This is a genomic window from Streptomyces sp. DG1A-41 (assembly GCF_037055355.1).
Lineage (GTDB): Bacteria > Actinomycetota > Actinomycetes > Streptomycetales > Streptomycetaceae > Streptomyces.
Genome location: NZ_CP146350.1, coordinates 6,857,896 through 6,884,436 on the forward strand (window position 1 = coordinate 6,857,896; position 26,541 = coordinate 6,884,436).

25 protein-coding genes are annotated in these 26,541 nt (G+C 71.0%); 17 read left to right on the forward strand and 8 right to left on the reverse strand.

What is annotated here, in order from left to right; translation table 11 throughout:
• Nucleotides 1–15: 15 nt before the first annotated feature.
• Nucleotides 16–819, reverse strand: a complete 804-nt coding sequence (locus V8690_RS32050; protein WP_338783573.1) for a VOC family protein — start codon at nucleotides 817–819, stop codon at nucleotides 16–18.
• 251 nt (nucleotides 820–1,070) lie between these two features.
• Between V8690_RS32050 and V8690_RS32055 the strand changes: the two genes are divergently transcribed.
• Nucleotides 1,071–1,922 carry a sulfurtransferase gene (locus V8690_RS32055; RefSeq protein ID WP_338783574.1) on the forward strand — a complete coding sequence of 284 codons (852 nt, stop codon included), beginning with the start codon at nucleotides 1,071–1,073 and terminating at the stop codon, nucleotides 1,920–1,922.
• A 70-nt stretch (nucleotides 1,923–1,992) separates the two neighbouring features.
• Here V8690_RS32055 and sepH read toward each other — a convergent pair whose 3' ends face one another.
• From sepH to V8690_RS32070, 3 genes are all read right to left on the reverse strand, one after another.
• The gene (gene sepH, locus V8690_RS32060; protein ID WP_338783575.1) at nucleotides 1,993–3,027 is read right to left on the reverse strand and encodes a septation protein SepH; all 1,035 of its coding nucleotides are present in this window, start codon (nucleotides 3,025–3,027) and stop codon (nucleotides 1,993–1,995) included.
• A gap of 769 nt (nucleotides 3,028–3,796) precedes the next feature.
• On the reverse strand, nucleotides 3,797–5,116 hold the full coding sequence (locus V8690_RS32065; protein WP_338783576.1) for a D-arabinono-1,4-lactone oxidase: 1,320 nt from the start codon (nucleotides 5,114–5,116) through the stop codon (nucleotides 3,797–3,799).
• The gene (locus tag V8690_RS32070; protein WP_338783577.1) at nucleotides 5,076–6,314 is read right to left on the reverse strand and encodes an MFS transporter; all 1,239 of its coding nucleotides are present in this window, start codon (nucleotides 6,312–6,314) and stop codon (nucleotides 5,076–5,078) included. The genes V8690_RS32065 and V8690_RS32070 overlap by 41 nt, the downstream gene beginning before the upstream one ends.
• A gap of 158 nt (nucleotides 6,315–6,472) precedes the next feature.
• Between V8690_RS32070 and V8690_RS32075 the strand changes: the two genes are divergently transcribed.
• Entirely contained in the window at nucleotides 6,473–7,600 is a 1,128-nt protein-coding gene (locus V8690_RS32075) for a ferrochelatase (protein ID WP_338783578.1), read from the forward strand.
• Nucleotides 7,601–7,608: 8 nt separating this feature from the next.
• The gene (locus V8690_RS32080; protein WP_338783579.1) at nucleotides 7,609–8,424 is read left to right on the forward strand and encodes an inositol monophosphatase family protein; all 816 of its coding nucleotides are present in this window, start codon (nucleotides 7,609–7,611) and stop codon (nucleotides 8,422–8,424) included.
• Between the two features lie 100 nt (nucleotides 8,425–8,524).
• Here the strand turns inward: V8690_RS32080 and V8690_RS32085 are convergent, their stop codons facing one another.
• Nucleotides 8,525–8,698, reverse strand: coding sequence for a hypothetical protein (locus tag V8690_RS32085; RefSeq protein ID WP_010035018.1), 174 nt, complete (start codon nucleotides 8,696–8,698; stop codon nucleotides 8,525–8,527).
• Nucleotides 8,699–9,111: 413 nt separating this feature from the next.
• On the opposite strand from V8690_RS32085, the gene V8690_RS32090 reads away from it, so the two are divergent.
• From V8690_RS32090 to V8690_RS32105, 4 genes are all read left to right on the forward strand, one after another.
• Nucleotides 9,112–9,765, forward strand: a complete 654-nt coding sequence (locus V8690_RS32090) for a response regulator transcription factor (RefSeq protein WP_003993508.1) — start codon at nucleotides 9,112–9,114, stop codon at nucleotides 9,763–9,765.
• Between the two features lie 6 nt (nucleotides 9,766–9,771).
• A complete protein-coding gene (locus tag V8690_RS32095; protein ID WP_338783580.1) occupies nucleotides 9,772–11,004 on the forward strand; it encodes a HAMP domain-containing sensor histidine kinase in 1,233 nt (410 codons plus the stop codon).
• A 405-nt stretch (nucleotides 11,005–11,409) separates the two neighbouring features.
• Nucleotides 11,410–11,706, forward strand: a complete 297-nt coding sequence (locus tag V8690_RS32100; protein ID WP_003993510.1) for a DUF4193 domain-containing protein — start codon at nucleotides 11,410–11,412, stop codon at nucleotides 11,704–11,706.
• A gap of 13 nt (nucleotides 11,707–11,719) precedes the next feature.
• On the forward strand, nucleotides 11,720–12,703 hold the full coding sequence (locus tag V8690_RS32105; RefSeq protein ID WP_338783581.1) for a hypothetical protein: 984 nt from the start codon (nucleotides 11,720–11,722) through the stop codon (nucleotides 12,701–12,703).
• Between the two features lie 90 nt (nucleotides 12,704–12,793).
• On the opposite strand, the gene V8690_RS32110 is transcribed toward V8690_RS32105, so the two are convergent.
• A complete protein-coding gene (locus V8690_RS32110) occupies nucleotides 12,794–13,252 on the reverse strand; it encodes a DUF3093 domain-containing protein (protein ID WP_338783582.1) in 459 nt (152 codons plus the stop codon).
• A gap of 58 nt (nucleotides 13,253–13,310) precedes the next feature.
• Here V8690_RS32110 and V8690_RS32115 point away from each other — a divergent pair, with 58 nt between their 5' ends.
• The 7 genes from V8690_RS32115 (at nucleotide 13,311) to V8690_RS32145 (ending at nucleotide 19,948) form a co-directional block, all read left to right on the forward strand.
• Nucleotides 13,311–13,895 (forward strand): PaaI family thioesterase, encoded by a 585-nt coding sequence (locus V8690_RS32115; RefSeq protein ID WP_338783583.1) that lies wholly within the window; start codon nucleotides 13,311–13,313, stop codon nucleotides 13,893–13,895.
• Between the two features lie 134 nt (nucleotides 13,896–14,029).
• Nucleotides 14,030–14,599 (forward strand): dUTP diphosphatase, encoded by a 570-nt coding sequence (gene dut, locus V8690_RS32120; RefSeq protein ID WP_338783584.1) that lies wholly within the window; start codon nucleotides 14,030–14,032, stop codon nucleotides 14,597–14,599.
• A gap of 1 nt (nucleotide 14,600) precedes the next feature.
• Entirely contained in the window at nucleotides 14,601–15,353 is a 753-nt protein-coding gene (locus tag V8690_RS32125; protein WP_338783585.1) for a DUF3710 domain-containing protein, read from the forward strand.
• 179 nt (nucleotides 15,354–15,532) lie between these two features.
• Nucleotides 15,533–18,082, forward strand: coding sequence for a sensor histidine kinase KdpD (locus V8690_RS32130; RefSeq protein ID WP_338783586.1), 2,550 nt, complete (start codon nucleotides 15,533–15,535; stop codon nucleotides 18,080–18,082).
• Entirely contained in the window at nucleotides 18,079–18,762 is a 684-nt protein-coding gene (locus V8690_RS32135; RefSeq protein WP_338783587.1) for a response regulator, read from the forward strand. Before V8690_RS32130 ends, V8690_RS32135 begins: the two co-directional genes overlap by 4 nt.
• A gap of 52 nt (nucleotides 18,763–18,814) precedes the next feature.
• Nucleotides 18,815–19,213, forward strand: a complete 399-nt coding sequence (locus V8690_RS32140) for an OB-fold nucleic acid binding domain-containing protein (RefSeq protein ID WP_338783588.1) — start codon at nucleotides 18,815–18,817, stop codon at nucleotides 19,211–19,213.
• Between the two features lie 3 nt (nucleotides 19,214–19,216).
• Nucleotides 19,217–19,948, forward strand: coding sequence for a DUF3159 domain-containing protein (locus tag V8690_RS32145; RefSeq protein WP_338783589.1), 732 nt, complete (start codon nucleotides 19,217–19,219; stop codon nucleotides 19,946–19,948).
• 70 nt (nucleotides 19,949–20,018) lie between these two features.
• Here V8690_RS32145 and V8690_RS32150 read toward each other — a convergent pair whose 3' ends face one another.
• Both V8690_RS32150 and V8690_RS32155 read right to left on the reverse strand, forming a co-directional pair.
• Nucleotides 20,019–20,696 carry a TrkA family potassium uptake protein gene (locus V8690_RS32150; RefSeq protein WP_338783590.1) on the reverse strand — a complete coding sequence of 226 codons (678 nt, stop codon included), beginning with the start codon at nucleotides 20,694–20,696 and terminating at the stop codon, nucleotides 20,019–20,021.
• Nucleotides 20,696–21,367, reverse strand: coding sequence for a TrkA family potassium uptake protein (locus V8690_RS32155; protein WP_338783591.1), 672 nt, complete (start codon nucleotides 21,365–21,367; stop codon nucleotides 20,696–20,698). The genes V8690_RS32150 and V8690_RS32155 overlap by 1 nt, the downstream gene beginning before the upstream one ends.
• 247 nt (nucleotides 21,368–21,614) lie before the next feature.
• On the opposite strand from V8690_RS32155, the gene V8690_RS32160 reads away from it, so the two are divergent.
• From V8690_RS32160 to V8690_RS32170, 3 genes are all read left to right on the forward strand, one after another.
• On the forward strand, nucleotides 21,615–22,616 hold the full coding sequence (locus V8690_RS32160; protein ID WP_338783593.1) for an adenosine kinase: 1,002 nt from the start codon (nucleotides 21,615–21,617) through the stop codon (nucleotides 22,614–22,616).
• 263 nt (nucleotides 22,617–22,879) lie between these two features.
• Nucleotides 22,880–24,931, forward strand: a complete 2,052-nt coding sequence (locus V8690_RS32165; protein WP_338783594.1) for an APC family permease — start codon at nucleotides 22,880–22,882, stop codon at nucleotides 24,929–24,931.
• Nucleotides 24,932–25,057: 126 nt separating this feature from the next.
• Nucleotides 25,058–26,386 carry a class I SAM-dependent RNA methyltransferase gene (locus tag V8690_RS32170; protein ID WP_338783595.1) on the forward strand — a complete coding sequence of 443 codons (1,329 nt, stop codon included), beginning with the start codon at nucleotides 25,058–25,060 and terminating at the stop codon, nucleotides 26,384–26,386.
• Nucleotides 26,387–26,541 lie beyond the last annotated feature (155 nt).

Here is a 26,541-nt window from a genome sequence, read left to right on the forward strand (position 1 = left end):
CGGGCAGGCGGACCGTCAGCACTGCCGTTGCAGCAGCGCGAACCGCGCCCCCTCCGGATCCGCCACCGTCGCCACCCGGCCGTGCGCGGTGTCGTGGGCCGGCTTGAGGACGTGCCCGCCAAGATGCACAAGATGGTCCAGAGCGTCGTCGACGTCGGCGACCTGGAAGTACGTCCCCCAGTGCGGGCCCCGGTCGCGGGGCAGGGCCTGCCCCAGCCCGTGGATGCCGGCGACGGGCCCGCTCCCGAGGTTCAGGATCACGTAGTCGAGGTCGGCGGACACCACCGGCTCCTCCTGGAAGCCGAACACCGTCCGGTAGAACTTGGCGACGGTCGCCGACTCGAAGGTCAGCAGCTCGTTCCAGGCAGGCGTGCCGGGGACGCCCGAGACGGCCGTGCCGAGGTGCCCGGCGGCCTGCCAGACGCCGAAGACCGCCCCCGAGGGATCGGAGCCGATCGCCAAGCGGCCGGCGTCGGCGGCGTCCAGCGGGCCCACACCGATCGTGCCGCCGCAGCTGCGCACCGTCTCGGCGGTCCGGTCGGCGTCGTCCGAGGCGAAGTAGGGGGTCCACGCGATGGGCAGATGGCGGTCCGGCGGCAGCCGGCCGATGCCCGCCACCTCGCGCCCGTCGAGCAGCGCCCGTACATACGGGCCGAGTTGCTGGGGGCCCGGCTGGAACTCCCAGCCGAACAGCGTTCCGTAGAACTCCTGGGTCGCGTCCGGCCCGTGCACCATCAGGCTCACCCAGCAGGGCGTGCCGGGCGCGTTCCGAGCCGGTCTTGCGCCGTTCGGGCCGGCGGACTCCCGTGCGTCGGTCATCGTCACTCTCTTCTCGGCCTCGCGGTAGGCGTGCTCTGCGCAGCCCTCGTGGGTACACCCTGCGGGGCGGGCCGCTGTCCGGGAGAATGCCTGATGTGCGGTGTGCTGTCCCTTGCGGCGCGCTTGTCGGCACGTGTCGTTCAGGTGTACAGCATGTGCTTGTTTCCGTACACCATGTGATGGCCCCGCCTCAACCGAGCAGGGTAGCCGGACCCGGACGGCTCGGCCCCCCTGTGCGCGAGGATGGAGGCATGAACGCCATCATCTCCACATCCGACCTCGCGAGCGATCTGACGGGGGCCAACCCGCCCGTCCTGCTCGATGTCCGCTGGCAGCTCACCGCCGGCAAGGCGGCAGGCGAGCCGCCGTACGACGGCCGGGCCGCGTACGAGGCAGGGCATCTTCCCGGGGCCGTCTTCGTCGACCTGGACCGGGAGTTGGCCTCGGTGCCGGGGAAGGGCGGCCGGCATCCGCTGCCCGACCTAACCCGCTTCGGCGCCGTGATGCGCCGGGCGGGCGTGTCGTCCAGGACACCGGTGGTCGTCTACGACGGAGGCCAGGGCTGGGCGGCGGCCCGGGCGTGGTGGCTGCTGCGCTGGACGGGTCACCCGGACGTGCGGGTCCTCGACGGCGGGTTGCCGGCCTGGGAGGGGCCGTTGGAGAAGACCGTGCCGACACCGGCCGAGGGCGACTTCGTGCCCGAGCCGGGGGCGGCCGGCCTGCTCGACGCCGACGCCGCCGTGGCGTTGGCGCGGTCCGGGGTGCTGCTGGACGCGCGGGCGGGGGAGCGGTACCGGGGGGAGGTGGAGCCGATCGATCCGGTGGCCGGGCACATCCCGGGAGCGGTGTCGGCGCCCACCACGGAGAACGTGGGGGCGGACGGGTGCTTCCTCGCCGCCGAGGAACTGCGCGCGCGTTTCAGGGGACTTGGCGTGACCGAAGGTGCGCGGGTCGGCGTGTACTGCGGGTCGGGGGTGTCCGCGGCCCACGAGGTCCTGGCGCTGGCGGTGGCGGGCATTCCGGCGGAGCTGTACGTGGGTTCGTGGTCGGAGTGGTCCTCGGACCCGGACCGGCCGGTGGCGGTGGGACCGGACCCCCGGTAATCCGACATGAGCGAGGACCGCGCCTGGAAGGCGCGGCCCTCATTCCCGAAGCCGAAGCCGATCCGGCTACTTACTCCTGCTTCTTGCGCCGCGTCCCGAACACGATCTCGTCCCAGCTCGGGACGGCGGCTCTGCGGCCCGGCCGGACGCCGTCGGCCTCGGCCTGGCGGTCGGTGGCACCGATGAGCCGGTCGCGGTGGCTGCCGACGGAACGCGGCATGAGGACGTCCGCGTAGGCGGAACCTGCCGAGGCGGCGGGAGCCGGGGGCTCCTCCGCCTCCGGTTCGGCGACGGGCTCCTCCTCGGGCTCAAGTGCCGGGCGCTCCGGCACCACCAGGTCGCCGCGGAAGCTCGGCACCGCCTCCAGCAGGCTGGTCAGCGAGTCCCGCTCATCCGTGCTCTCCTCCACCGGCTCGGACGCCGGTGCCGGAAGGCTGAGCCGCTCCCGGTCGCCGGAACGGTCCAGCGGCCGGTCGCGCGGCAGCCGGGCGATCCGCGGGACGAACGGGAAGCTGGGCTCGGGCGCGGCCAGGTCGTCGGACTCGCCGATGAGCATGCGCGCCTCGTCGTCGACGGCCTGGACGAGCCGACGGGGCGGGTCGTACGTCCAGCTCGCCGAGTGCGGTTCGCCCGCGACGCGGTAGACGAGCAGGACTTCCCACGTGCCGTCGTCGCGACGCCACGAGTCCCACTGGACGGTGTCCTTCTCGGCACCGCGCAGCAGCAGCCGCTCCTGCACGGCCTCGCCCAGCGGCGGACCGGAGTTCTCGCCGGGGCGGCGGACCGGGGTCTTGCGGGCCCGCTCGGCCATGAACGCACGCTCGGCGAGCACCGGGCCCTCGAAGCGGCGGACCCGGTCGACGGGGATGCCGGCCAGTTGCGCGACCTCTTCCGCGGTCGCGCCGGCACGTATACGCGCCTGGATGTCGCGGGGGCGGAGGTGGCTCTCCACCTCGATCTCGATCTGGCCGAGGCGGGGACGGTCGCCGCGCACGGCGGCGCGGAGCCGTTCGTCGATCGGAAGCGTGTACTCCGTGCTGTCCGCAGCCTTCAGCACCAGCCGTGTGCCGTCATTCGAGACGGCCACGACACGCAGTTCGGGCATGGGGACCTCCCGGGTGGTGCCTGCCGACGTCACGTGCGTCGCTGCTTCCGCTAGTCGAGTGTGGCCTGCCCGGGTGCAGCCTGCCACAACCTTGCCGAGTTGCCCGGCGTGTCGGGCGCGGGCCCTGGATCGCCGTTATGGCACGGTTACCTATTCGCAACGCTAAGTGACGAACTCTGTCACCCTGTGCAACTAGCCCCCTCCCGGCGGTCCTTGAAGGCCCTGTACACCCTGACGGGAGACCGGACCCAGGGCTCGCAACAGTACTCCATTTGGGCCACGTGCGTGGATTGGCGCGCCGTCCAACTTCTGGCAAGAGGGCGGACTCGGCCGCCTCGTGCCCGCTTTTCGTGATCTTGAACGTGGGGAACTTCACGTAATCACCAGAAACGGAACTTACAGTTTCGGACACGCGTCCCCTTCCTGTGGAGTTGAACGACCGTGTGCGGGAAGGCGGGCAAGGTCCGGGGACGCGTGAAAGGCCCGATGGTGTCGGTGGAACGAGCGAATTCGAGACGGAGGGGGCCAATGCCTCCGGCGCCCGGCGAGTTCACTCTCCGACGACTCAGGCGCCTCAAGCGACTTGGGCTCCTCCAGTGATGGCGACGCCACGACGAACAACTCGTCCGGCACCGGCGTCACCCCCGAGGGCGAGGTCGCCTCACCCTCACCCGACAAGGTGGCGTTACGGCATCCGGCCCCGCACGGGCACCCACATCGAGTGCGGAGGGGAGCGAAGGCCCGGGGAACACCACCCCCAGTGCGTCGCCTACGCCCCCAGAACCCTCCGCAAGTAGTCGTTCTGGAACCGCCGATCAGGGTCGAGACGGTCCCGCAGCGCCGTGAACTCGGCGAAGCGCGGATACACCCGGGAGAAGTACTCGGCGTCCCTGCCGTGCACCTTGCCCCAGTGCGGGCGCCCGTCGTGGGCGGTGAAGATCCGCTCGGCCGCGGTGAAGTACCGCTGGTAGGGCGTGCCCTGGAACATGTGGACGGCGATGTACGCGGTGTCCCGGCCCGAGGCGGTGGACAGCGTGATGTCGTCGGCCGGAGCGGTGCGCACCTCCACGGGGAAACTGACCTTCAGGCCGGAGCGGTCGACCATCGTCTTCAGCTCGCGCAGCGCCTCGACGACGGCCGCGCGCGGAACGGCGTACTCCATCTCCACGAAGCGCACTCGGCGCGGAGACGTGAAGACCTTGTAGGGGATGTCGGTGTAGGTCCGCGCGGACAGGGCCTTGCTGGAGATCTGGGCGATCGCGGGGATCGTGGCGGGCACCGCGCGGCCGACCCAGTTGGCCACCTGGAAGACCCCGTTGGAGAGGAACTCGTCCTCGAACAGGCTCTGGAGCTGTGGCACCGGCTTCTCCGGGCCCGCGCTGCGGTTGTTGCGCTTGGTGTTGGTGTTCCCGGTGTGCGGGAACCAGTAGAACTCGAAGTGCTCGTTCTCGGCCCAGAGTTCCTCGAAGTCGGAGAGGACCCTGTCGAACGGCATCGGCTCCTCGCGGGCTGTGAGCAGGAAGACCGGCTCCACGGCGAAAGTGATCGCGGTGACGATGCCCAGGGCACCGAGGCCGATGCGTGCGGCCGCGAAGACGTCCGGGTTCTCCTTCTCGGAGCAGGTGAGGACCGAGCCGTCGGCGGTGACCAGTTCCAGGCCCTTGATCTGGGCGGCGATCGAGCCGGAGTCGCGGCCCGTGCCGTGCGTGCCGGTACTGGTGGCACCGGAGACCGTCTGCTCCATGATGTCGCCCATGTTCGTCAGCGACAGTCCCTCGCGCGCCAGGGCCACGTTGAGTCTCTTGAGCGGGGTGCCGGCCTCCACCGTGACGGTCATGGCCTCGCGATCAATGTCGCGTATGCCGGTCAACAGTTGAGGGCGGATCAACACACCGTCGGTCGCCGCTATGGACGTGAAGGAGTGCCCGGTGCCGACGGCCTTCACCTTCAGGCCGTCCTCGGCGGCCCGCCGCACGGCGGCGGCCAGCTCGTCGACGGAGGCCGGGGTGACCTCCCGCGCGGGCCGCGCGGAGACGTTGCCGCCCCAGTTACGCCACGTGCCGTTCTTTCCGTTCGCTGTGCTGCTCAACGGAGCCTCCCCGACCCGTAGCCGGCCGCTTGAGCCGACGGAATCCGAGGAAACTCACCGCGACCGCGACGGCCCCGGCCACCGCCGGAACCCCGTACCCGGCACGCGCCCCGGCCGCGTCGATCACCCAGCCGGCCGCGGAGGAGCCGAGCGCGACCCCCACCGCGAGCCCGGTGCTCACCCAGGTCATGCCCTCGGTGAGCTGCGCGCGTGGTACGTGCTCTTCGATGAGGGACATCGTCGTGATCATCGTCGGAGCGATGGACAGACCCGCAACGAACAGCGCCACGGCCAGAAACGGCAAGTTCCCGACCAGTAGGAGGGGGATCATACTCACGGCCATGGCACACACGCCCAGCAGCCACCGGCGTTCCGGCGCCCCGGCGAAGTGCAGCAGTCCGAACACCATGCCCGCCACGCAGGAACCGGCCGCGTACAGGGCGAGGACGATGCTCGCGGCGGCCTTGTGCCCCTGCTCGTCGGCGAAGGCCACGGTGACCACGTCGACCGCCCCGAAGATCGCCCCGGTCGCCACGAAGGTGGCCACCAGGACCTGAAGGCCCGGCGAGCGCATGGCCGTGCCCCCACCGCGGTGCTCGCGCGGGTGCGGCTTCGGCTCGGTGGCGCGCTGCGCGGTCAGCCAGAAGACGCCGACGGCCAGGAAGCAGGCGGCGAGCAGCGGACCGGCCTCCGGGAACCAGGCCGTGGACAGACCGATGGAGATGATCGGCCCGAAGATGAAGCACACCTCGTCCACCACGGACTCCAGGGAGTACGCGGTGTGCAACTGCGGCGTGCCCCGGTACAGGGCCGCCCAGCGGGCCCGGATCATCGCGCCGACGCTCGGTACGCAGCCGATGCCGACGCACGCCACGTACAGCACCCAGTCCGGCCACCCGTGGTGCGCCGCGAACAGCAGGACGGCCGCCGCGGTCAGCGAGATCAGCGTCGCCGGCCGCAGCACCCGCCGCTGTCCGTACTGGTCCACCAGCCGCGACACCTGCGGTCCGGCCGCCGCCGCCGCCAGCGCGATGGTGGCCGACAGGGCACCGGCCAGGCCGTACCGCCCGGTGAGCTGGGAGACCATCGTCACGACGCCGATGCCCATCATCGACAGCGGCATTCGGCCGAGGAAGCCCGCGGCGGAGAAACCCTTGGAGCCGGGGGCGGCGAACAGGGCGCGGTAGGGGCTGGGCACGGGGTCTCCGAAAGGCTCAGTAATCTGCGAACGCAGTCACCACAGATTACGCCTGGCGGTGCGCCCGACGCACGGGTCAGGCCGGCCGGGGGCCGCCCGCCGCGCAGGTGTCACCCCGCCGTTTCCCGGCTGTCAGTGCAGGGTGGCAGGATCGACTCATGCCAGACGCGCGCGATGTCACCCCCTACGACGCCCTGCTCCTGCTCTCCTTCGGCGGCCCGGAAGGCCCGGACGACGTGGTCCCGTTCCTGGAGAACGTGACGCGTGGGCGCGGCATCCCCAAGGAACGTCTCAAGGAAGTCGGGCAGCACTACTTCCTGTTCGGCGGAGTCAGCCCCATCAACGACCAGAACCGCGCCCTGCTGGACGCCCTGCGCAAGGACTTCGCCGACCACGGCCTGGACCTGCCGGTCTACTGGGGCAACCGCAACTGGGCGCCGTACCTGACGGACACGCTGCGCGAGATGGTCCGCGACGGCCGCTGCCGCATCCTGGTCCTCGCCACCAGCGCCTACGCCTCGTACTCGGGCTGCCGCCAGTACCGCGAGAACCTCGCCGACTCGCTCGCCGCCCTGGAGGCCGAGGGGCTGGAGCTGCCGAAGATCGACAAGTTGCGGCACTACTTCAACCACCCGGGGTTCCTCGAGCCCATGATCGACGGGGTGATCCGGTCCCTCGCCGAGCTGCCCGAGGACGTTCGGGACGGGGCGCACATCGCCTTCTCGACGCACTCGATCCCGACGGCCTCCGCCGACACCTCCGGGCCCGTCGAGGACCACGGCGACGGCGGCGCGTACGTCAGACAGCACCTGGACGTGGCGAAGCTGATCGCGGACGCCGTCCGGGAGCGCACTGGTGTAGACCACCCCTGGCAGCTCGTCTACCAGTCCCGCTCCGGCGCCCCGCACATCCCCTGGCTCGAGCCCGACATCTGCGACCACCTTCAGGAGCGGCACGCGGCCGGTGTCCCGGCCGTGGTGATCGCCCCCATCGGGTTCGTCTCCGACCACATGGAGGTCCTCTACGACCTCGACACGGAGGCCAAGGCCAAGGCGGAGGAGCTGGGGCTGCCGATGCGCCGCTCGGCGACCGTCGGCGCCGACCCGAGGTTCGCCGCCGCGATCCGCGAGCTCGTCGTGGAGCGCGCCGCCGTCGAGCGCGGGCAGGAGATCACCCCCTGCGCCCTGGGCGCCCTCGGTCCGAGCCACCACCTCTGCCCGGTCGGCTGCTGCCCGGCCCGCGCCCCCCGCCCCGCCGCGGCGGGCGCCGACAGCCCCTACGCGTGAGGAGCCCCGTGACCGACCCCCTGCACAAGGACCTGCTCGAACTCGCCCAGGAGGCCGCTCGCCGCGCGGGCGCGCTGCTGCGGGACGGGCGCCCGGCCGACCTCGCGGTGGCCGCGACCAAGTCCAGTCCCATCGATGTCGTCACGGAGATGGACATCGCGGCCGAGAAGCTGATCACCGGCCTGATCGCCGAGCGCCGCCCGGACGACGGCATCCTCGGCGAGGAGGGCGCCGCCACGGAGGGCACGAGCGGCGTCCGCTGGGTGATCGACCCACTCGACGGCACGGTCAACTACCTGTACGGGCTGCCCACCTGGGCCGTCTCCATCGCCGCCGAGCAGGACGGCGAGACCGTCGTCGGAGTCGTCACGGCCCCGATGCGTGGCGAGACGTTCCACGCGGTGCTCGGCGGCGGCGCCTGGGTCACCGGGGCCTGGGACGGCGAGCGCAGGCTGGCCTGCCGCCCCGCGCCGCCCCTGGACCAGGCGCTGGTCTCGACGGGCTTCAACTATGTGGCAGAGGTTCGCGCCCACCAGGCCGAGGTCGCCCAGCGGCTGATCCCGCTGCTGCGCGACATCCGGCGCGGCGGCTCGGCGGCGGTCGACCTGTGCGACCTCGCTGCGGGGCGCCTCGACGGCTACTACGAGCGCGGCCTGCACGCCTGGGACCTCGCGGCGGGCGACCTGATCGCCCGGGAGGCGGGCGCGCTGACGGGTGGACGCCCCGGAGAGCGCCCGTCGGGTGATCTGACAGTCGCGGGTACCCCGGGCGTCTTCGAGCCCCTCCAGCGCCTGCTGGAGGACTTCGGCGCCTGGCACGACTGACCGCCGGCCGCTCCCGAGACGAGCACCGGCCACAGGGCCCATGAACCGACGAAGCGGGCCCCGGCGCTGGATTCGCCGGAGCCCGCTTCGTACGGCCGTATCAGACGCTCGTCGCGCCGACCTCCACACCGTGCTCGGCGGCGAGACGGCGCAGGTCGTCGAGCTCACCCTGCTCCACCTCGACGAGGAAGTCGTCGCCCTCGTCGCGAGCCCGGGACAGATCGGACTCGGTCGCCCTTATGCGCTGCAGAAGTCCTGCGGTGAATGCGTCCATGCTGCGCCCCCTCGTCCTGGGTCGTGGGTCGATGGCACGGGGGTGTGCCGTTCGGAAGGGACGATCACGTCTCCGGTGGATGCCCAGCGCCGCTCAGCTGGGCGGCGACGGTGCCGGACACCCACGCCCGCCCTGCGGAAAGCGGGTTGATGCGCACCGCATGGTGGTGCGGTACCAGCAGAGCGTGATCGTGGGATGTAAAGCCGTCCTCCCCAAGCTCTCTTCCGTGGAAACCTAACCGGAGGAGAAAATCTCTTGTTCCGCCTCGGGCCCCGTCGCCTCACCCGCCTTACCTCCGACTTATGGCCGAAAAGGGCAGGATGGAGGGCAACACACCAGCACACCGTCGAAGACCCCTGCCCGTCTGCGCCCGTGCGGCGCTACGCGGGTGGACATGAGGAAGGACTAGGGACGTGCGCGTACTCGTCGTCGAGGACGAGCAACTGCTCGCCGATGCGGTGGCCACCGGACTGCGCCGGGAGGCCATGGCCGTCGACGTCGTGTACGACGGTGCGGCCGCCCTGGAGCGCATCGGCGTCAACGACTACGACGTGGTCGTCCTCGACCGCGACCTCCCGCTCGTGCACGGTGACGACGTCTGCCGCAAGATCGTCGAGCTCGGCATGCCCACGCGCGTGCTGATGCTCACGGCCTCCGGTGACGTCAGCGACCGGGTGGAGGGCCTGGAGATCGGCGCCGACGACTATCTGCCCAAGCCGTTCGCGTTCAGCGAGCTCATCGCGCGCGTGCGGGCCCTCGGCCGGCGCACCAGCGTGCCCCTGCCGCCGGTCCTGGAGCGTGCCGGGATCAAGCTCGACCCCAACCGCCGTGAGGTCTTCCGGGACGGCAAGGAGGTCCAGCTCGCGCCCAAGGAGTTCGCCGTCCTGGAGGTGCTGATGCGCAGCGAGGGCGCCGTGGTCTCGGCGGAGCAGCTACTGGAGAAGGCCTGGGACGAGAACACGGACCCGTTCACGAACGTCGTGCGCGTCACGGTCATGACCCTGCGCCGCAAGCTCGGCGAGCCGCCCGTGATCGTCACCGTCCCCGGCTCCGGCTACCGGATCTGACCGACTGTGGCCACCACTCCCGCGCCCCCTCAGGCGCCCCCCAAGCCCACCTGGGATCCCCGGCGGCCCGCGCCGCCGTTCCCCTGGCTGCGCCCGACCATCCGCATAAGGCTCACGCTGCTCTACGGCGGCATGTTCCTGATCGCCGGCATCCTGCTGCTGTCGATCATCTACCTGCTGGCCGCGCAGGCGCTGAACGTGGGCAGCGAGCTGCCGTTCAAGATCGTCGAGGGCAAGGTCACCAGCGACATCTGCAACCTGCCCGACCAGGCCTCGCCGGCCGAGTTCAACAACGCCATGAACCAGTGCGTCAACGAGCAGCGCCAGCACGCCCTGGACAACCTGCTCAGCCGCTCGCTGCTCGCGCTGCTGGGCCTGGCGGTCATCGCCTTCGCCTTCGGCTACGCGATGGCCGGGCGCGTGCTGTCGCCGCTGGGCCGTATCACCCGCACCGCGCGTGCGGTGGCGGGCTCGGACCTGTCGCGCCGGATCGAGCTGGACGGCCCGGACGACGAGCTGAAGGAGCTGGCGGACACCTTCGACGACATGCTGGAGCGGCTCCAGCGCGCCTTCACCGCCCAGCAGCGCTTCGTCGGCAACGCCTCGCACGAGCTGCGGACACCCCTGGCGATCAACCGCACGCTCCTGGAGGTGCACCTGTCCGACCCGAACGCGCCGGTGGAGCTCCAGCAGCTCGGCAAGACGCTGCTGGCCACCAACGAGCGCAGCGAGCAGCTCGTCGAGGGCCTGCTGCTGCTCGCCCGCAGCGACAACCAGGTCGTCGAGCGGGGCGCGGTGGACCTCGCCGAGGTCGCCGGGCAGGCCATCGACCAGGTGCGCGGCGAGGCCGAGGCCAAGGGCGTGCGGATCCGCGGCGAGCAGAAGCCCGCGGTCGTCCAGGGCAACGGCGTGCTGCTGGAGCGGATCGCCCTCAACCTGGTGCAGAACGCCGTGCGCTACAACGTGGCCGAGGACGGCTGGGTCGAGGTCACCACCGAGGTCCAGCACGGTCAGGCGGTTTTGGTCGTCTCCAACACGGGCCCGGTCGTGCCGGCGTACGAGATCGACAACCTCTTCGAGCCGTTCCGGCGGCTGCGCACGGAGCGCACGGGCAGCGACAAGGGCGTCGGACTCGGTCTGTCCATCGTCCGGTCGGTGGCCCGGGCACACGGCGGGCACATCTACGCGCAGCCGCGCGAAGGGGGTGGGCTCGTCATGCGAGTCACACTGCCCGTCTGAGATCATGTCGCCGATCAACTCGGCGGCACACGGGGATGTTCGCTTTGCGCGGAATTTTCGACATCGCACCGCACGTGCCGCATGTGTGATCGATCACAGGGGCGGCTTTCTGGCCATCTACTCTCCGTGATCATGTGTCCTGTCGGAAAGCCGGGAAAGTCCCGGTTTTCAGGGGTCTTGATCACGGGAAGTACACGGTGAGACGCCTTTGAAGTGCGGCATTCGGACCGTGTACGGTCCCCATCGCCATCCAAGCCGATCACTCATGAGGAGTCCGGTTGGGTGTCGATTGAGTAACAGACCTTGATGTGAGGCAAAATCTCCGCCTCAGGTCGGGCACAAGTCCGGCCTCTCACGCGTTACGTGCGCTGGAGACACCGCAGACACCCAGAGGGGGAGAGCGACATGGCAACCGATTACGACACTCCACGCAAGACCGACGACGACGTTGACTCGGACAGCCTCGAAGAGCTGAAGGCTCGGAGGAACGACAAGTCGGCCTCCGCAGTGGACGTCGACGAGTTCGAGGCCGCAGAGGGCCTCGAACTCCCCGGCGCCGATCTCTCGAACGAGGAGCTGGCCGTCCGAGTGCTCCCGAAGCAGCAGGACGAGTTCACCTGCATGAGCTGCTTCCTGGTGCACCACCGCAGCCAGCTGGCCCGGGAGAAGAACGGCCAGCCGATCTGCCGCGACTGCGACTGAGGACGGGTCGGCCGTGACTGGCTCGACCCCTCCCTGGAAGCGCCGCTTCTCCAAGCGGAAGGCGGACGAAGGGCCGCTCGACGGCCCGCAGCACGGAGCGCGTGACGACGAGCGAGGCTCAACCGGTACGGGGGCGGCCTCGCTCGAACCGGCCGCGGACCGGGGTGACCTCCCGGCGTCCGTGGACGTCCCCGAACCCGTCGCCCGACGGCGGGCGGGGGCGATCCGGGAGAGGACCAGGGAAGGCGCCCGCAAGGGCGGCGAACGGGCCCGTGCGGGGTTCGCGTACCTCGCCGACCGAATCATCGAACTGGCCCCTCGGGTCCCCGTACGGGACCTGGCGACCCTGCGCAGGCAGTTCCCGGACCTGGGGCCCGAAGAGCTCGCGGACAAACTCGTCGCGGGGGCGGCGAAGGCGACGGCGACGGTCGGAGCGGGCATCGGCGCGGTGGCGATGCTTCCCGTGCCGCCCGCGATGCCGACGGAACTGGCCGCCGAGGTCACCGGAGTCGCGGCGATCGAGCTGAAGCTGATCGCCGAACTCCACGAGGTCTACGGCGTACGGCCGCCCGGCAACCTCAAGCAGCGCAGCACCGCGTACCTCCACTCGTGGTCGGGGGAGCGCGGGATCGACGCGACCAAGCCGTCGACGCTGAGCACGGCGCTGAACAGCCGCATGAAGCGCGAGCTGCGGCAGCGGATCATGAAGCGGATGGTCCGCAGCATGCCGAACCTGGTGCCGTTCCTGGTGGGCGCCGCCGTCGGGGCGGCCATGAACCGCAGCGAGACCAGAAAGCTCGCCGCCCGGATCCGCGAGGACCTGCGCAGGATCCAGGTGCCCTGGGAGGCCTTGGAGGCGCTCCCCCCGCTGGAACGTCCGGCGGACGCCCTGGAGATGGGTGAGCTCACGAACGACCCCTTGGGCCGCCTCGAGAAGGAAAAGCCCGGGAGCGAAAAGCCCGACGAGAAACGCGACAAGCGCGACGACGGGCAGTGAGGCGACGCCGAGGCCCGCGCAGCGCGTGCCGTCGACGCGCGTGCCGCGCCCGCTGCTGGTATCTGCCGGATGAAGCTCCGCGCAGCTGTGCTACGCCGGCTTCGCCGCCTTCAGCGCCTCCGCCAGGCGCTCCGGCTCGCGCGTGGACAGGTACAGATACGGAGTCGGGTCCTCCGGATCCGTGACCTCCACGCGCAGGGCCGTGGGGATGTAGGCGCGCAGCAGCATGAAGGCGCGTGGGTCGGCCTTGTGGGTGCGCCAGGCACGGGTTTCCTCCGCGCCCAGTACCTCGGCCTCGCCCAGGGCCGCCAGCGGGATCTTCGCCTCGCCCGCGATCAGCGAATCGCCCACCACTCGGATGCGGACCGAGCCGTACGAACTCGCGGCGACGGCCGCGACCGCGGTGCCCCCGGCCAGGCCGCCGAGCATCGGCAGCGTGCCGAACGGGAGCAGGACCAGGGCCATGGAGACCCCGACGAGGAACGAGATCAGCCACCAGGACCGGGGAGCGGTCAGGCGTTCTTCGTAAGGGGCGGCGGAGAGCTGCATGGAGCCAAGCTTGACACGGTGTCCGGAAGGGCCCGACGCGCGGGTAAGGTCTCCGGCTGTGAGTCGTACTTCCGCTGCTCTTCAGCCTCCGGCCGACGCCGTGCGACCGGTGCGGCATCCGGACGCTCCGGCGCCCGGTGAGCTGCTCGGTGCGCACTACGGCCAGTGTTTCGGCTGTGGCGGCGACCAGCCGCACGGGCTGCAGCTGGAGGCACGGGCCGGCGAGGGCGTGTCACTCACCGCCGAGTTCACCGTGCAGCCCGCCCACCAGGGCGCCCCGGGCCTCGCCCACGGCGGTGTGCTCACCTCCGCACTGGACGAGACCCTCGGCTCGCTGAACTGGCTGCTGCGCACGATCGCCGTGACCGGACGGCTGGAGACCGACTTCATGCAACCCGTGCCCGTCGGCACCACGCTGTATCTGGAGGCGGAGGTGACGGCGGTGGCCGGGCGGAAGATCTACTCGACCGCCACCGGACGCGTCGGCGGCCCCGACGGGCCCGTCGCCGTCCGTGCCGACGCGCTCTTCATCGAGGTGAAGCTCGACCACTTCGTCGACCACGGCCGCCAGGAGGAGATCCAGGCGGCCATGAACGACCCGGACCAGGTCCGGCGCGTCCGCGCCTTCGAGGTGAACCCGTGAGCCCAGAAGACCTCGTGAGCCCCGCGGCCCCCAAGAGCCGTCCCCTGGACCCCGAGACTCCCAGAGCTCCCGAAACTCCCATGGCCCCCATGACACCCAGCACCCCCACGAGCCCCGTCTGCCCGGAAGACCCCATGACTGCTGCGAGCCCTGTGCGCCGTCAGCCCGTGGACGTGCTGATCCGGCGCGTCGACCCGGACGTACCGCTTCCGACGTATGCGCACCCCGGGGACGCGGGAGCCGATCTGCGCACCACCGAGGCGTGCCAACTGGCGCCGGGCGAGCGGGCCGTGCTGCCCACGGGAGTGTCTGTGGCGCTGCCGGAGGGGTACGCGGCCTTCGTGCACCCCCGGTCCGGCCTGGCCGCCCGTTGCGGCGTCGCCCTGGTGAATGCCCCGGGGACGGTTGATGCCGGGTACCGTGGGGAGATCAAGGTGATCGTGGTGAATCTCGACCCGCGCGAGGCCGTGCGGTTCGAGCGCTTCGACCGGATTGCCCAACTGGTCGTCCAGCAGGTCGAGAGGGTCCGCTTCCAGGAGGTGGCGGAGCTTCCCGGCTCCGCGCGGGCCGAGGGGGGCTTCGGGTCCACCGGAGGGCACGCCGCGGTGGACGGGACGAGCGGCACAAGCGGTCAGGCCGCCCTGGGCGGTCAGGCGGGTGGGAATCGATACGCTTCGGTCGTATCCGACCGGGAAGGACAGTGACGTGTTCGGACGTCGCAAGAAGAGGGATGCCGCCGAGGACGCGGCCGGCGAGGCCGAGCAGGTCGTCGACGGTGTCGACAGTGAGGCGGGCGGCGAGGGCGAGCGCCTGAGGCTGGAGCCGGCGCCGCGGCCCGACGGACCCTGGGACAGCTCCGAGGTCCGCGACCCGGGCGAGGGCCGGGTCGACCTGGGCGGTCTGTTCGTGCCGGGCGTCGACGGCATGGAGCTGCGGGTCGAGGTCGCGGGTGACGCGATCGTGGCGGCCACGGTCGTGCTGCGGGACAGCGCCATCCAGCTGCAGGCCTTCGCCGCGCCCAAGCGTGAGGGCATCTGGGCCGAGGTGCGCGAGGAGATCGGCTCGGGCATCACCCAGCAGGGCGGCATCGTCGACGAGGTCGAGGGGCCGCTGGGCTGGGAGCTGCGCGCCCAGGTGCCGGTACAGCTGCCGGACGGCACCGGCGGCTTCCAGGTCGTGCGGTTCGTCGGTGTGGACGGCCCCCGCTGGTTCCTGCGCGGGGTCATCTCGGGCCAGGGCGCGGTGCAGCCGCAGGCCGCCGGCCTGCTCGAGCAGGTCTTCCGGGACACGGTCGTGGTCCGCGGTGAGGGCCCGATGGCGCCCCGCGACCCGATCGTCCTGAAGCTGCCCAACGACGCCCAGATGGTTCCCGAGGGCGTCCAGCAGGAGGAGGGCTCCCGTTTCGCCGGCGGAATGGGCCAGCTCCAGCGCGGACCGGAGATCACCGAGGTTCGCTGAGCCGCAGAGACACCAGGGCCGCACTCCCCCAGGGGGTGCGGCCCTTTCTCATCCGACCGGCCGGGTGCGTCAGAGTTCCGTCAAATACGGTCCCCCTGCCGTGCCCGGAACCCATATGTCGTGATTGTTGGCCGTAAGGTCGACGCTGCGCAGTCGGCAGACCGGAAGACAATGAGGCCATGGGACGCGGCAAGCTTCGGATCTATCTCGGTGCGGCACCGGGCGTCGGCAAGACGTACGCGATGCTGTCCGAGGCGCACCGCCGTGTCGAGCGGGGCACGGACTGCGTGGTCGCCTTCGTCGAGCACCACGACCGCCCCCGCACCGAGGTGATGCTGCACGGCCTGGAGCAGGTGCCGCGCGGGCGGCTGGAGTACCGCGGCGGCGTCTTCCCCGAGATGGACCTCGACGCCGTCCTCGCCCGCCGCCCCCAGGTCGCCCTGGTCGACGAACTCGCCCACACCAACATCACCGGCTCCCGCAACGCCAAGCGCTGGCAGGACGTGGAGGAGCTGCTGGCGGCCGGTGTCGACGTGATATCGACCGTCAACATCCAGCACCTCGAGTCACTGGGCGACGTCGTCGAGTCGATCACCGGGGTGCGGCAGCAGGAGACCGTGCCGGACGAGGTGGTACGGCGGGCCGACCAGGTCGAGCTGGTCGACATGTCGCCCGAGGCGTTGCGGCGGCGGATGGCGCACGGCAACATCTACAAACCCGACAAGGTCGACGCGGCCCTGTCGAACTACTTCCGCCCGGGCAACCTGACCGCCCTGCGAGAGCTCGCGCTGCTGTGGGTGGCCGACCGGGTCGACGCCTACCTCACCCAGTACCGCAGCGACCACCGGGTGTCGAGGATCTGGGGCTCGCGCGAGCGGATCGTGGTCGGCCTGACCGGCGGCCCCGAGGGCCGGACGCTGATCCGCCGGGCCGCGCGGCTGGCCGAGAAGGGCGCCGGCGGTGAGGTACTGGCCGTCTACATAGCCCGCAGCGACGGGCTGACCTCGGCCTCGCCCAAGGAACTGGCGGTGCAGCGGACCCTCGTCGAGGACCTCGGCGGAACGTTCCATCACGTGGTCGGTGACGACATACCGGCCGCGCTGCTCGCCTTCGCCCGCGGTGTGAACGCCACCCAGATCGTGCTGGGCTCCTCGCGCCGCAGGACCTGGCAGTACGTCTTCGGGCCCGGCGTCGGCGCGACGGTCGCCCGGGAGTCCGGGTCCGACCTCGACGTGCACATCGTCACCCACGACGAGGTCGCCAAAGGCCGCGGACTGCCGGTGGCCCGGGGCGCGCGCCTCGGGCGGTCCCGGCGGGTGTGGGGCTGGCTGGCCGGGGTCGCCGGCCCGCCGGTCCTGGCGGCGCTGCTCAGCGCCGTCGACCTCGGCCTCGCCAACGACATGCTGCTGTTCCTGGCGCTGACCGTGGCGGCGGCGCTGCTCGGCGGGCTGTTCCCGGCGCTGGCCTCGGCGGCGGTGGGCTCCCTGCTGCTGAACTACTTCTATTCACCGCCCCTGCACCGGTGGACCATCGCCGACCCGAAGAACATCGTCGCCATCGTGATCTTCGTGGCCGTCGGTGCCGCGGTGGCCTCTGTGGTCGACCTCGCCGCCCGCCGCACCCACCAGGCCGCCCGGTTGCGGGCCGAGTCCGAGATCCTGTCCTTCCTCGCGGGCAACGTGCTGCGCGGCGAGACCGGCCTGGAGGACCTGCTGGAGAGGGTCCGGGAGACCTTCGGCATGGAGACGGCGGCCCTGCTGGAGAGGGCGAGCGACGTCGAGCCGTGGACCTGCGCCGGCCGCGTCGGGCAGGGACGTCCGGTCGAGCGGCCCGACCAGGCGGACGTGGACATGCCGGTCGGGGACCACATGGCGCTCGCGCTGACCGGCCGCGTCCTGCCCGCCGAGGACCGCCGCGTGCTGGCCGCCTTCGCCGCCCAGGCCGCCGTCGTCCTGGACCGGCGCAGGCTCCAGGAGGAGGCCGACCTGGCCCGCACGCTCGCCGAGGGCAACCGCATCCGCACGGCGCTGCTCGCCGCCGTCAGCCACGACCTGCGCACCCCGCTCGCCGGGATCAAGGCGGCGGTGACCTCCCTGCGCTCCGAGGACGTCGAGTGGTCCGAGGAGGACCGGGCGGAGCTGCTGGAGGGCATCGAGGAGGGCGCCGACCGCCTCGACCACCTCGTCGGCAACCTGCTCGACATGTCCCGGCTCCAGACCGGCACGGTCACCCCGCTGATCCGCGAGATCGACCTCGACGAGGTGGTGCCGATGGCGCTCGGCGGCGTGCCCGAGGGCAGTGTCGACCTGGACGTCCCGGAGACCCTGCCCATGGTCGACGTGGACCCCGGGCTGCTGGAGCGGGCCATGGCCAACCTCGTCGAGAACGCCGTCAAGTACAGTCCCTCCGGCACGCCCGTGCTGGTCGCGGCCAGCGCGCTCGCCGACCGGGTCGAGGTACGGGTGGTCGACCGGGGGCCGGGCGTCCCCGACGAGGCCAAGGGCCGCATCTTCGAGCCCTTCCAGCGCTACGGCGACGCCCCGCGCGGCGCCGGTGTGGGACTGGGGCTCGCGGTGGCGCGCGGCTTCGCCGAGGCCATGGGCGGCACACTCGACGCCGAGGACACGCCCGGCGGGGGGCTCACCATGGTCCTCACCCTCCGCGCGGCGGGACCGCGCCCGCTCCTGGTGGCGGAACACGCAGCCGAACCGGAAAGGCAGACCTCATGACCCGTGTGCTGGTGGTCGACGACGAGCCGCAGATCGTGCGCGCCCTCGTGATCAACCTCAGGGCACGCAAGTACGAGGTCGACGCCGCCCACGACGGCACCACCGCCCTCCAGCTCGCCGCCGCCCGCCACCCCGACGTGGTCGTCCTCGACCTCGGCCTGCCCGACATGGACGGCGTCGAGGTGATCAGGGGCCTGCGCGGCTGGACCCGGGTGCCGATCCTGGTGCTGTCCGCCCGGCACTCCTCCGACGAGAAGGTCGAGGCGCTGGACGCGGGCGCCGACGACTACGTCACCAAGCCCTTCGGCATGGACGAACTGCTGGCCCGGCTGCGGGCCGCCGTGCGCCGGGCCGAACCGGCCGGGGGCGGTGAGGACGACATGATCGTGGAGACCGACGAGTTCACCGTCGACCTGGCCGCGAAGAAGGTCAACCGCGCAGGGAAGGACGTACGGCTGACCCCCACGGAGTGGCACCTCCTGGAGGTCCTCGTCCGCAACAGCGGCCGCCTGGTCGGGCAGAAGCAACTGCTCCAGGAGGTGTGGGGGCCGTCGTACGGGACGGAGACGAACTATCTGCGCGTGTACATGGCGCAGCTGCGGCGGAAGCTGGAGGCGGATCCCTCCCATCCGAAGCACTTCATCACGGAGCCGGGGATGGGGTACCGGTTCGAGAAGTGAGGTTCTCGCCCGGGGCTACGTGGCTGTCAGCGGGCCCCGGTAGGCTCTAGTCATGAGTGCTGTTCCTCGTTCGCACAAGCCGGCGGGCCGGTTCCGGCGCATGCTCGACCGGCTCTCCTCGTCGCAGGAGGACCTGGAGTCCGAGGAACTGCGCGAGGACGCCGAGACCGCGGGCTGTATCCGGATCGGAGACTGCCAGGACCGGCAGATAGTGACGGTAACTGGTACCTTGCGCACGGTCACCCTGCGGCCGCGCGCCGGAGTCCCGGCCCTGGAGGCCGAGCTGTTCGACGGCTCCGCCGCGCTGGACGTGGTGTGGCTCGGCAGGCGCTCCATCGTGGGCATAGAACCGGGGCGCAAGCTGATCGCATCGGGCCGGATCTCGATGAGCCGGGGCCGCCGGGTGCTGTTCAATCCCAAGTACGAACTGAGACCCCTCGGACGGGAGTAGCCGGTGACGTCGCTCGACAAGCCGACCGAAGAGACATCTGCGGACGACGCCCGGGCGGTGACCGAGGCCGCCCTGTTCGAAGCGTTCGGCGGCGTGCGGGGCATGGTCGAGACGGTGCTGCCCGGCCTGCTGTTCGTCACCATCTACACGATCAACAAGGATCTGCACCTGTCGGCGATCGCGGCGCTGGCCGTGTCGCTGGTGCTGGTCGTGGTCCGGCTGGTGATGAAGGACACCGTCAAGCACGCCTTCAGCGGTGTCTTCGGCGTGGCCTTCGGTGTCGTCTTCGCGATGATGACCGGCAACGCCAAGGACTTCTACCTGCCCGGCATGCTCTACACGCTGGGTCTGGGACTCGCCTACATCGTCACCACCCTGTGCGGTGTCCCGCTGATCGGGCTGATCCTCGGCCCGGTCTTCAAGGAGAACCTCTCCTGGCGCACGCGGAACCCCGGCCGCAAGAAGGCTTACGCGAAGGCCAGTTACGCGTGGGGTGCGATCCTGCTCGCCAAGTGCGCGATCCTCTTCCCGCTGTACTGGTGGGCCGACACCACACAGCTGGGCTGGGTCCTGGTCGCCCTGAAGATCCCGCCGTTCCTGCTGGCCGTCTGGCTGACGTGGGTCTTCCTGGCGAAGGCGCCCGCGCCGATCGACGTGTTCGCGGAGATGGAGGCGGAGGAGAAGGCCGCCGAGGAGAGGGAACGGCAGTCCGCGGCCCGGTCCGCCGAGCAGTGAACCTCACGACGTGACGGAGGGGGCGCCCCGGTTCGGGACGCCCCCTTCTGTTCGCTCGGCAGCACTCCGCTCAGCTCGCCGCGCTGTCCCGGCGTACCGACAGCAGGTCCTCCAGCTGCTCTTCACGGGCCTGTGCGGCCACGAAGAGGAGCTCGTCTCCGGCCTCCAGGGAGTCCTCCCGGGAGGGCGTGAGCACGCGGGTGCCGCGGATGATCGTGACCAGGGACGTGTCCTCGGGCCACTCCACGTCCCCGACCCGCGTGCCGGCCAGGGCCGACTCCTCCGGCAGGGTCAGCTCGACCAGGTTGGCGTCGCCGTGGCTGAAGCGGAGCAGGCGGACCAGGTCGCCGACGCTCACCGCCTCCTCGACCAGGGCCGACATCAGACGCGGCGTGGAGACGGCGACGTCCACGCCCCAGGACTCGTTGAAGAGCCACTCGTTCTTCGGGTTGTTCACCCGGGCGACCACCCGCGGAACGCCGTACTCCGTCTTGGCGAGGAGCGAGACGACCAGGTTCACCTTGTCGTCGCCGGTCGCGGCGATGACGACGTTGCAGCGCTGGAGCGCCGCCTCGTCCAGGGACGTGATCTCGCAGGCGTCGGCCAGCAGCCACTCGGCCTGCGGGACGCGTTCGACCGAGATGGCGGTCGGCGCCTTGTCGATCAGCAGGATTTCGTGGCCGTTCTCCAGCAGCTCGCCCGCGATCGAGCGGCCGACCGCGCCGGCTCCGGCAATGGCGACCCTCATCAGTGACCGCCCTTCTCTTCGGGACCCTTGGCGAACGCCGCCTCGACCGTGTCGACCTCGTCGGTGCGCATCATCACGTGCACCAGATCGCCCTCCTGCAACACCGTCTGCGAGGTGGGCAGGACCGCCTCGCCGAGCCGGGTCAGGAACGCCACGCGCACGCCCGTCTCCTCCTGGATCCGGCTGATCTTGTGGCCGACCCAGGCGGTGGAGCTGTGCACCTCGGCGAGCTGGACGCCCCCGGTGGGGTCGCGCCACAGCGGCTCGGCGCCCGAGGGGAGCAGGCGGCGCAGCATCTGGTCGGCCGTCCAGCGGACGGTCGCGACGGTGGGGATGCCCAGGCGCTGGTAGACCTCGGCGCGGCGGGGGTCGTAGATGCGTGCGGCGACGTTCTCGATGCCGAACATCTCGCGGGCCACGCGCGCGGCGATGATGTTGGAGTTGTCACCGCTGGAGACGGCGGCGAAGGCGCCGGCCTCCTCGATGCCCGCCTCGCGCAGGGTGTCCTGGTCGAAGCCGACCCCGGTGACCCGGCGGCCGCCGAAGGAGGAGCCCAGGCGGCGGAAGGCGGTGGGGTCCTGGTCGACCACGGCGACCGTGTGGCCCTGTTGCTCCAGGGTCTGGGCCAGGGCGGAGCCCACCCTTCCGCAACCCATGATCACAATATGCATCGCGTCACACCGTGCTTCCTACGGGCCCTCTGACCATCAACAATGTCCTGCTCATGTCTCTCTTTCGGCTCGCCAGGCACCACGTGGCGGCCTGAGTGCGGGCCGCCAGGCACCATCATGCCGGTGGAATCACGCCATGATGCCTTCCGGGGCGGGTGCCGCGTTCGACTGCCCGACTCCAACGTATCGGCAAAGTCGAGGGGGTTGCCGAGGGCCCTGCCGGCCCTCGGCGGGGGAGGAACCTGACATGAGTACCGAGATCGACGTCCTCGTCCTGGGCGGCGCGGGCGTGGACACCATCGTGCACGTGCCCGAGCTGCCCGTGCCGTTCGCCGACAGCCACATGATCCGGCCCGGGATCGTGACGCGCGCGGGCCAGAGCGGTGACTTCGTCGCGCTGGCCGCGAACGCCCTGGGGCTGCGCACGCATCACATCGACATGCTGGGCGACGACCCCGAGGGCGACCTGGTCCGCGCCCTGCACCGCGACCGCGGCATCGCGCTCACCGCCGTCCCCCAGCCGCTCGGCACCAAGCGCGCGGTCAACCTCGTCGGCCCCGACGGCAGGCGGCTGTCCCTGTACGACGCCACCCGCTCGGCGGAGACGGACCGGCTGCCCGAGGCCACCCTGCGGGAGCTGGCCGCGGCCGGCCGGCACGCCCATGTCGTCATCACCCAGCCGTGCCCCCACGCGCTGCCCGTCCTGCGCGAGGCGGGCATCACGATCTCCACCGACCTGCACGACTGGGACGGGTCCGACCCCTACCACGAGCCCTTCGCCCACCAGGCCGACCTCGTCTTCCTGTCGAGCACGGCACTGACCGACCCCGAGCGGACCATGCGGCGGATCACCGAGCGGGGCCGGGCCCGGGCCGTCGTCGCCACCGCCGGGGCGGACGGGGCGTACCTGCTGGCCGACGGCGAGCTGACCCACGTACCCGCCGCCACGCCCCCGGCACCGGTCGTCGACTCCAACGGCGCCGGCGACGCCTTCGCCGCCGCGTTCCTCTTCGCCTGGCTGAACGGCGCCCCGCCCCGCCACTGCGCCCTGCACGGCGCGGTGGCGGGGGCGTACGCCTGCACGGTCCCGTCGACCCGGACGGACAGCATCGGGCGGGAGGAACTGCGTGCCGGGGTGGCGGAACTGGAGCGGGCCGGGCAGGCGGCGGGCAGTGCGACGGAAGCCGGTGACGCACTCCCGCCCCGCGGCTCTAGCGCGTCCCCGGCGACACGTCCTTGCGGCGGCTGATGCTGCGCACGCTCGCCACAGTGAGGGTTCCGAGGACGAACAGTGTGGCCGCTGCGCCGATCAGCTCTGCGGTCGTGTGCATGGGGCCTCCAGGGGCGGCGACAGCCGGGAGTGGACGGGCTTAGTCATATAGGCATGGGAGCCGGGTGACCTGCGGAATCGGCAGCCGCAGCAGCCTCTGAATTCACCCGGAGAGCAGACGGGACGCCGATGAGGGGTGGCGGGTGGGCGAGCCCGCAATCGAACGCTTACGATCCTCTGTTGTGTCCAAACTGACCGACGTGCCCAAACGGATCCTGATCGGGCGCGCACTGCGCAGTGACCGGCTCGGGGAAACACTCCTGCCGAAGCGCATCGCACTCCCCGTATTCGCCTCCGACCCGCTGTCCTCCGTGGCGTACGCGCCGGGCGAGGTGCTGCTGGTCCTGTCGATCGCGGGTGTGACGGCGTACCACTTCAGTCCGTGGATCGCGGTCGCGGTCGTCGTGCTGATGTTCACCGTGGTGGCCTCGTACCGGCAGAACGTGCACGCCTACCCCAGCGGCGGCGGCGACTACGAGGTGGCGAACACCAACCTCGGCCCCAAGGCGGGCCTGACGGTCGCGAGCGCGCTGCTCGTCGACTACGTCCTCACCGTCGCGGTGTCGATCTCCTCCGGCATCGAGAACCTGGGCTCCGCGATCCCGTTCGTCGTCGAACACAAGGTGCTCTGCGCGATCGGCGTGATCGTGCTGCTGACGCTGATGAACCTGCGCGGCGTGAAGGAGTCGGGCTCGCTTTTCGCGATCCCCACGTATGTCTTCGTCGCGGGCGTCTTCACCATGATCGCCTGGGGCGCGTTCCGCGGACTGGTCCTGGACGACACCATGCGGGCACCGACGGCGGACTACGTCATCAAACCCGAGCACCAGGGCCTGGCCGGCTTCGCCCTGGTCTTCCTGCTGCTGCGCGCCTTCTCCTCCGGCTGCGCCGCGCTCACCGGCGTCGAGGCGATCTCCAACGGCGTCCCGGCCTTCCGCAAGCCCAAGTCCAAGAACGCCGCGAACACGCTCGCCATGATGGGCCTGCTGGCCGTCACCATGTTCTGCGGCATCATCGCGCTGGCCGCCGCGACCGACGTCCGCATGGCCGAGAACCCGGCCAAGGACCTCGTCCACAACGGCGTCCCGCTCGGTGCGGACTACGTCCAGAACCCGGTGATCTCCCAGGTCGCCGAGGCCGTCTTCGGCAAGGGCAGCCTCCTTTTCATCGTGCTGGCCGCGGCCACCGCGCTGGTGCTGTTCCTCGCCGCGAACACCGCCTACAACGGATTCCCGCTGCTCGGCTCGATCCTCGCCCAGGACCGCTACCTGCCGCGCCAGCTGCACACCCGCGGCGATCGCCTCGCCTTCTCCAACGGCATCGTGCTGCTCGCAGGCGCCGCCGGACTGCTGGTATGGATCTACGGCGCCGACTCCACCCGCCTGATCCAGCTCTACATCGTCGGCGTGTTCGTGTCCTTCACGCTCAGCCAGACCGGCATGGTCCGGCACTGGAACCGCCACCTGGCCGGCGAGCAGGACAAGGCCAAGCGCCGCCACATGATCCGCTCGCGCGCCATCAACGCCTTCGGCGCCTTCTTCACCGGTCTCGTACTGGTCGTCGTCCTCGTCACCAAGTTCACGCACGGCGCGTGGGTCGCCCTGCTCGGCATGGTGATCTTCTACGCGACCATGACGGCCATCCGTAAGCACTACGACCGGGTCGCCGAGGAGATCGCCGCCCCCGAGGGCCCGAGCGACGACAGCGTAAGGCCGTCCCGCGTCCACTCGGTCGTCCTGATCTCCAAGATCCACCGCCCGACCCTGCGCGCCCTGGCCTACGCCAAGCTGATGCGCTCGGACACCCTGGAGGCGGTGAGCGTCAACGTCGACCCCGCCGAGACCAAGGCGCTGCGCGACGAGTGGGAGCGGCGCGGCATCGACGTACCGCTGAAGGTCCTGGACTCGCCCTACCGCGAGATCACGCGGCCGATCATCGAGTACGTCAAGGGACTGCGCAAGGAGTCGCCGCGGGACGCGGTGTCCGTGATCATCCCCGAGTACGTCGTCGGCCACTGGTACGAGCATCTGCTGCACAACCAGAGCGCCCTGCGGCTGAAGGGCCGGCTGCTGTTCACGCCGGGGATCATGGTGACCTCGGTGCCGTACCAGCTCCAGTCCTCCGAGGCGGCCAAGCGGCGGGCCCGCAGGCAGCAGGAGTGGAGCGCGCCGGGTTCGGTGCGGCGGGGACCGGCGCAGGAACGGCCGAAGGAGTCCTCGGACCCGAAGGCCTGAGGGCGGTCGGCTGCCTGTGTGACACGGGCGTGAATCGGCCGGGCGGCACCCACGTAGACTGGTGGGCTGTTGTCCGGCCGTTTTCTCTTCGGCCGTTTCCCCTCACGCTTTTGGAGTCACCCCACCATGCAGGCAGAACCGAGGAAGTCGCTGGTGGGGGAGGAGTACGAGGTCGAGATCGGCCCCGTCGCCCACGGCGGCCACTGCATCGCCCGCACGTCCGAGGGTCAAGTGCTGTTCGTCCGGCACGCCCTGCCCGGTGAGCGGGTCGTGGCGCGGGTGACGGAGGGCGAGGAGGGCGCCCGGTTCCTGCGCGCGGACGCGGTGAAGGTGCTGGACGCCTCCAAGGACCGGATCGACGTTCCCTGCCCGTTCGCCGGCCCCGGCCGCTGCGGCGGCTGCGACTGGCAGCACGCCAAGCCGGGCGCGCAGCGGCGCCTGAAGGCCGACGTCATCGCCGAACAGCTCCAGCACCTCGCCGGGCTCACACCGGAGGAGGCCGGCTGGGACGGCACGGTGGTGCCCGCCGAGGGCGACAAGGTGCCCGCGGGCCAGGTCCCGGCCTGGCGCACCCGCGTCCAGTACGCCGTCACGGCCGACGGCCGCGCGGGCCTGCGCCGGCACCGCTCCCACGAGGTGGAGCCGATCGACCACTGCATGATCGCCGCGGAGGGGGTCAGTGAGCTGGGCATCGAGAAGCGGGTGTGGACCGGCATGGACTCCGTCGAGGCGATCGCGGCGACGGGTTCGCAGGACCGCCAGGTGATCCTCACGCCGAAGCCGGGCGCGCGCCTCCCGCTGGTCGAACTCGACCGCCCGGTGTCGGTGCTGCGCGTGGACGAGCGCTCCGGCGGCGTCCACCGCGTCCACGGCCGCCCCTTCGTCCGCGAGCGGGCGGACGGCCGGACCCACCGGGTCGGGGGCGGCGGCTTCTGGCAGGTCCACCCGAAGGCCGCGGACACCCTGGTGACGGCTGTCATGCAGGGCCTCCTGCCCCGCAAGGGGGACATGGCCCTCGACCTCTACTGTGGCGTCGGCCTCTTCGCGGGAGCACTCGCCGACCGTGTCGGCGAACAGGGCGCCGTCCTCGGCATCGAGTCCGGCAAGCGGGCGGTGGAGGACGCGCGGCACAACCTCGCCGAGTTCGATCGCGTCCGCATCGAGCAGGGCAAGGTCGAGAGCGTGCTGCCGCGCACGGGGATCACGGAGGTCGACCTGATCGTCCTGGATCCGCCGCGGGCGGGTGCCGGCCGGAAGACGGTGGCGCATCTGGCTTCGCTGGGGGCGCGGCGGATCGCGTATGTGGCGTGCGATCCGGCTGCGTTGGCTCGGGATCTGGGGTACTTCCGGGACGGTGGGTATCGGGTGCGGACGCTTCGGGCGTTCGATCTGTTTCCGATGACGTCGCACGTGGAGTGCGTGGCGATTCTTGAGCCCACTAAAAAGGGACTCTGACCTGCTATTTCTTGTGCATCAGTCAGGACGGCCGGGCGTGCTCGACCTGTTTCGCGATGCGCACGAGGTGGAGCACGCCCTATGCCGGCCGAACGGGTCTGACCTGCGGGTTCGATGATTACCGGGAAGACCGGCGTGTGGTGTCTCCGATCCTG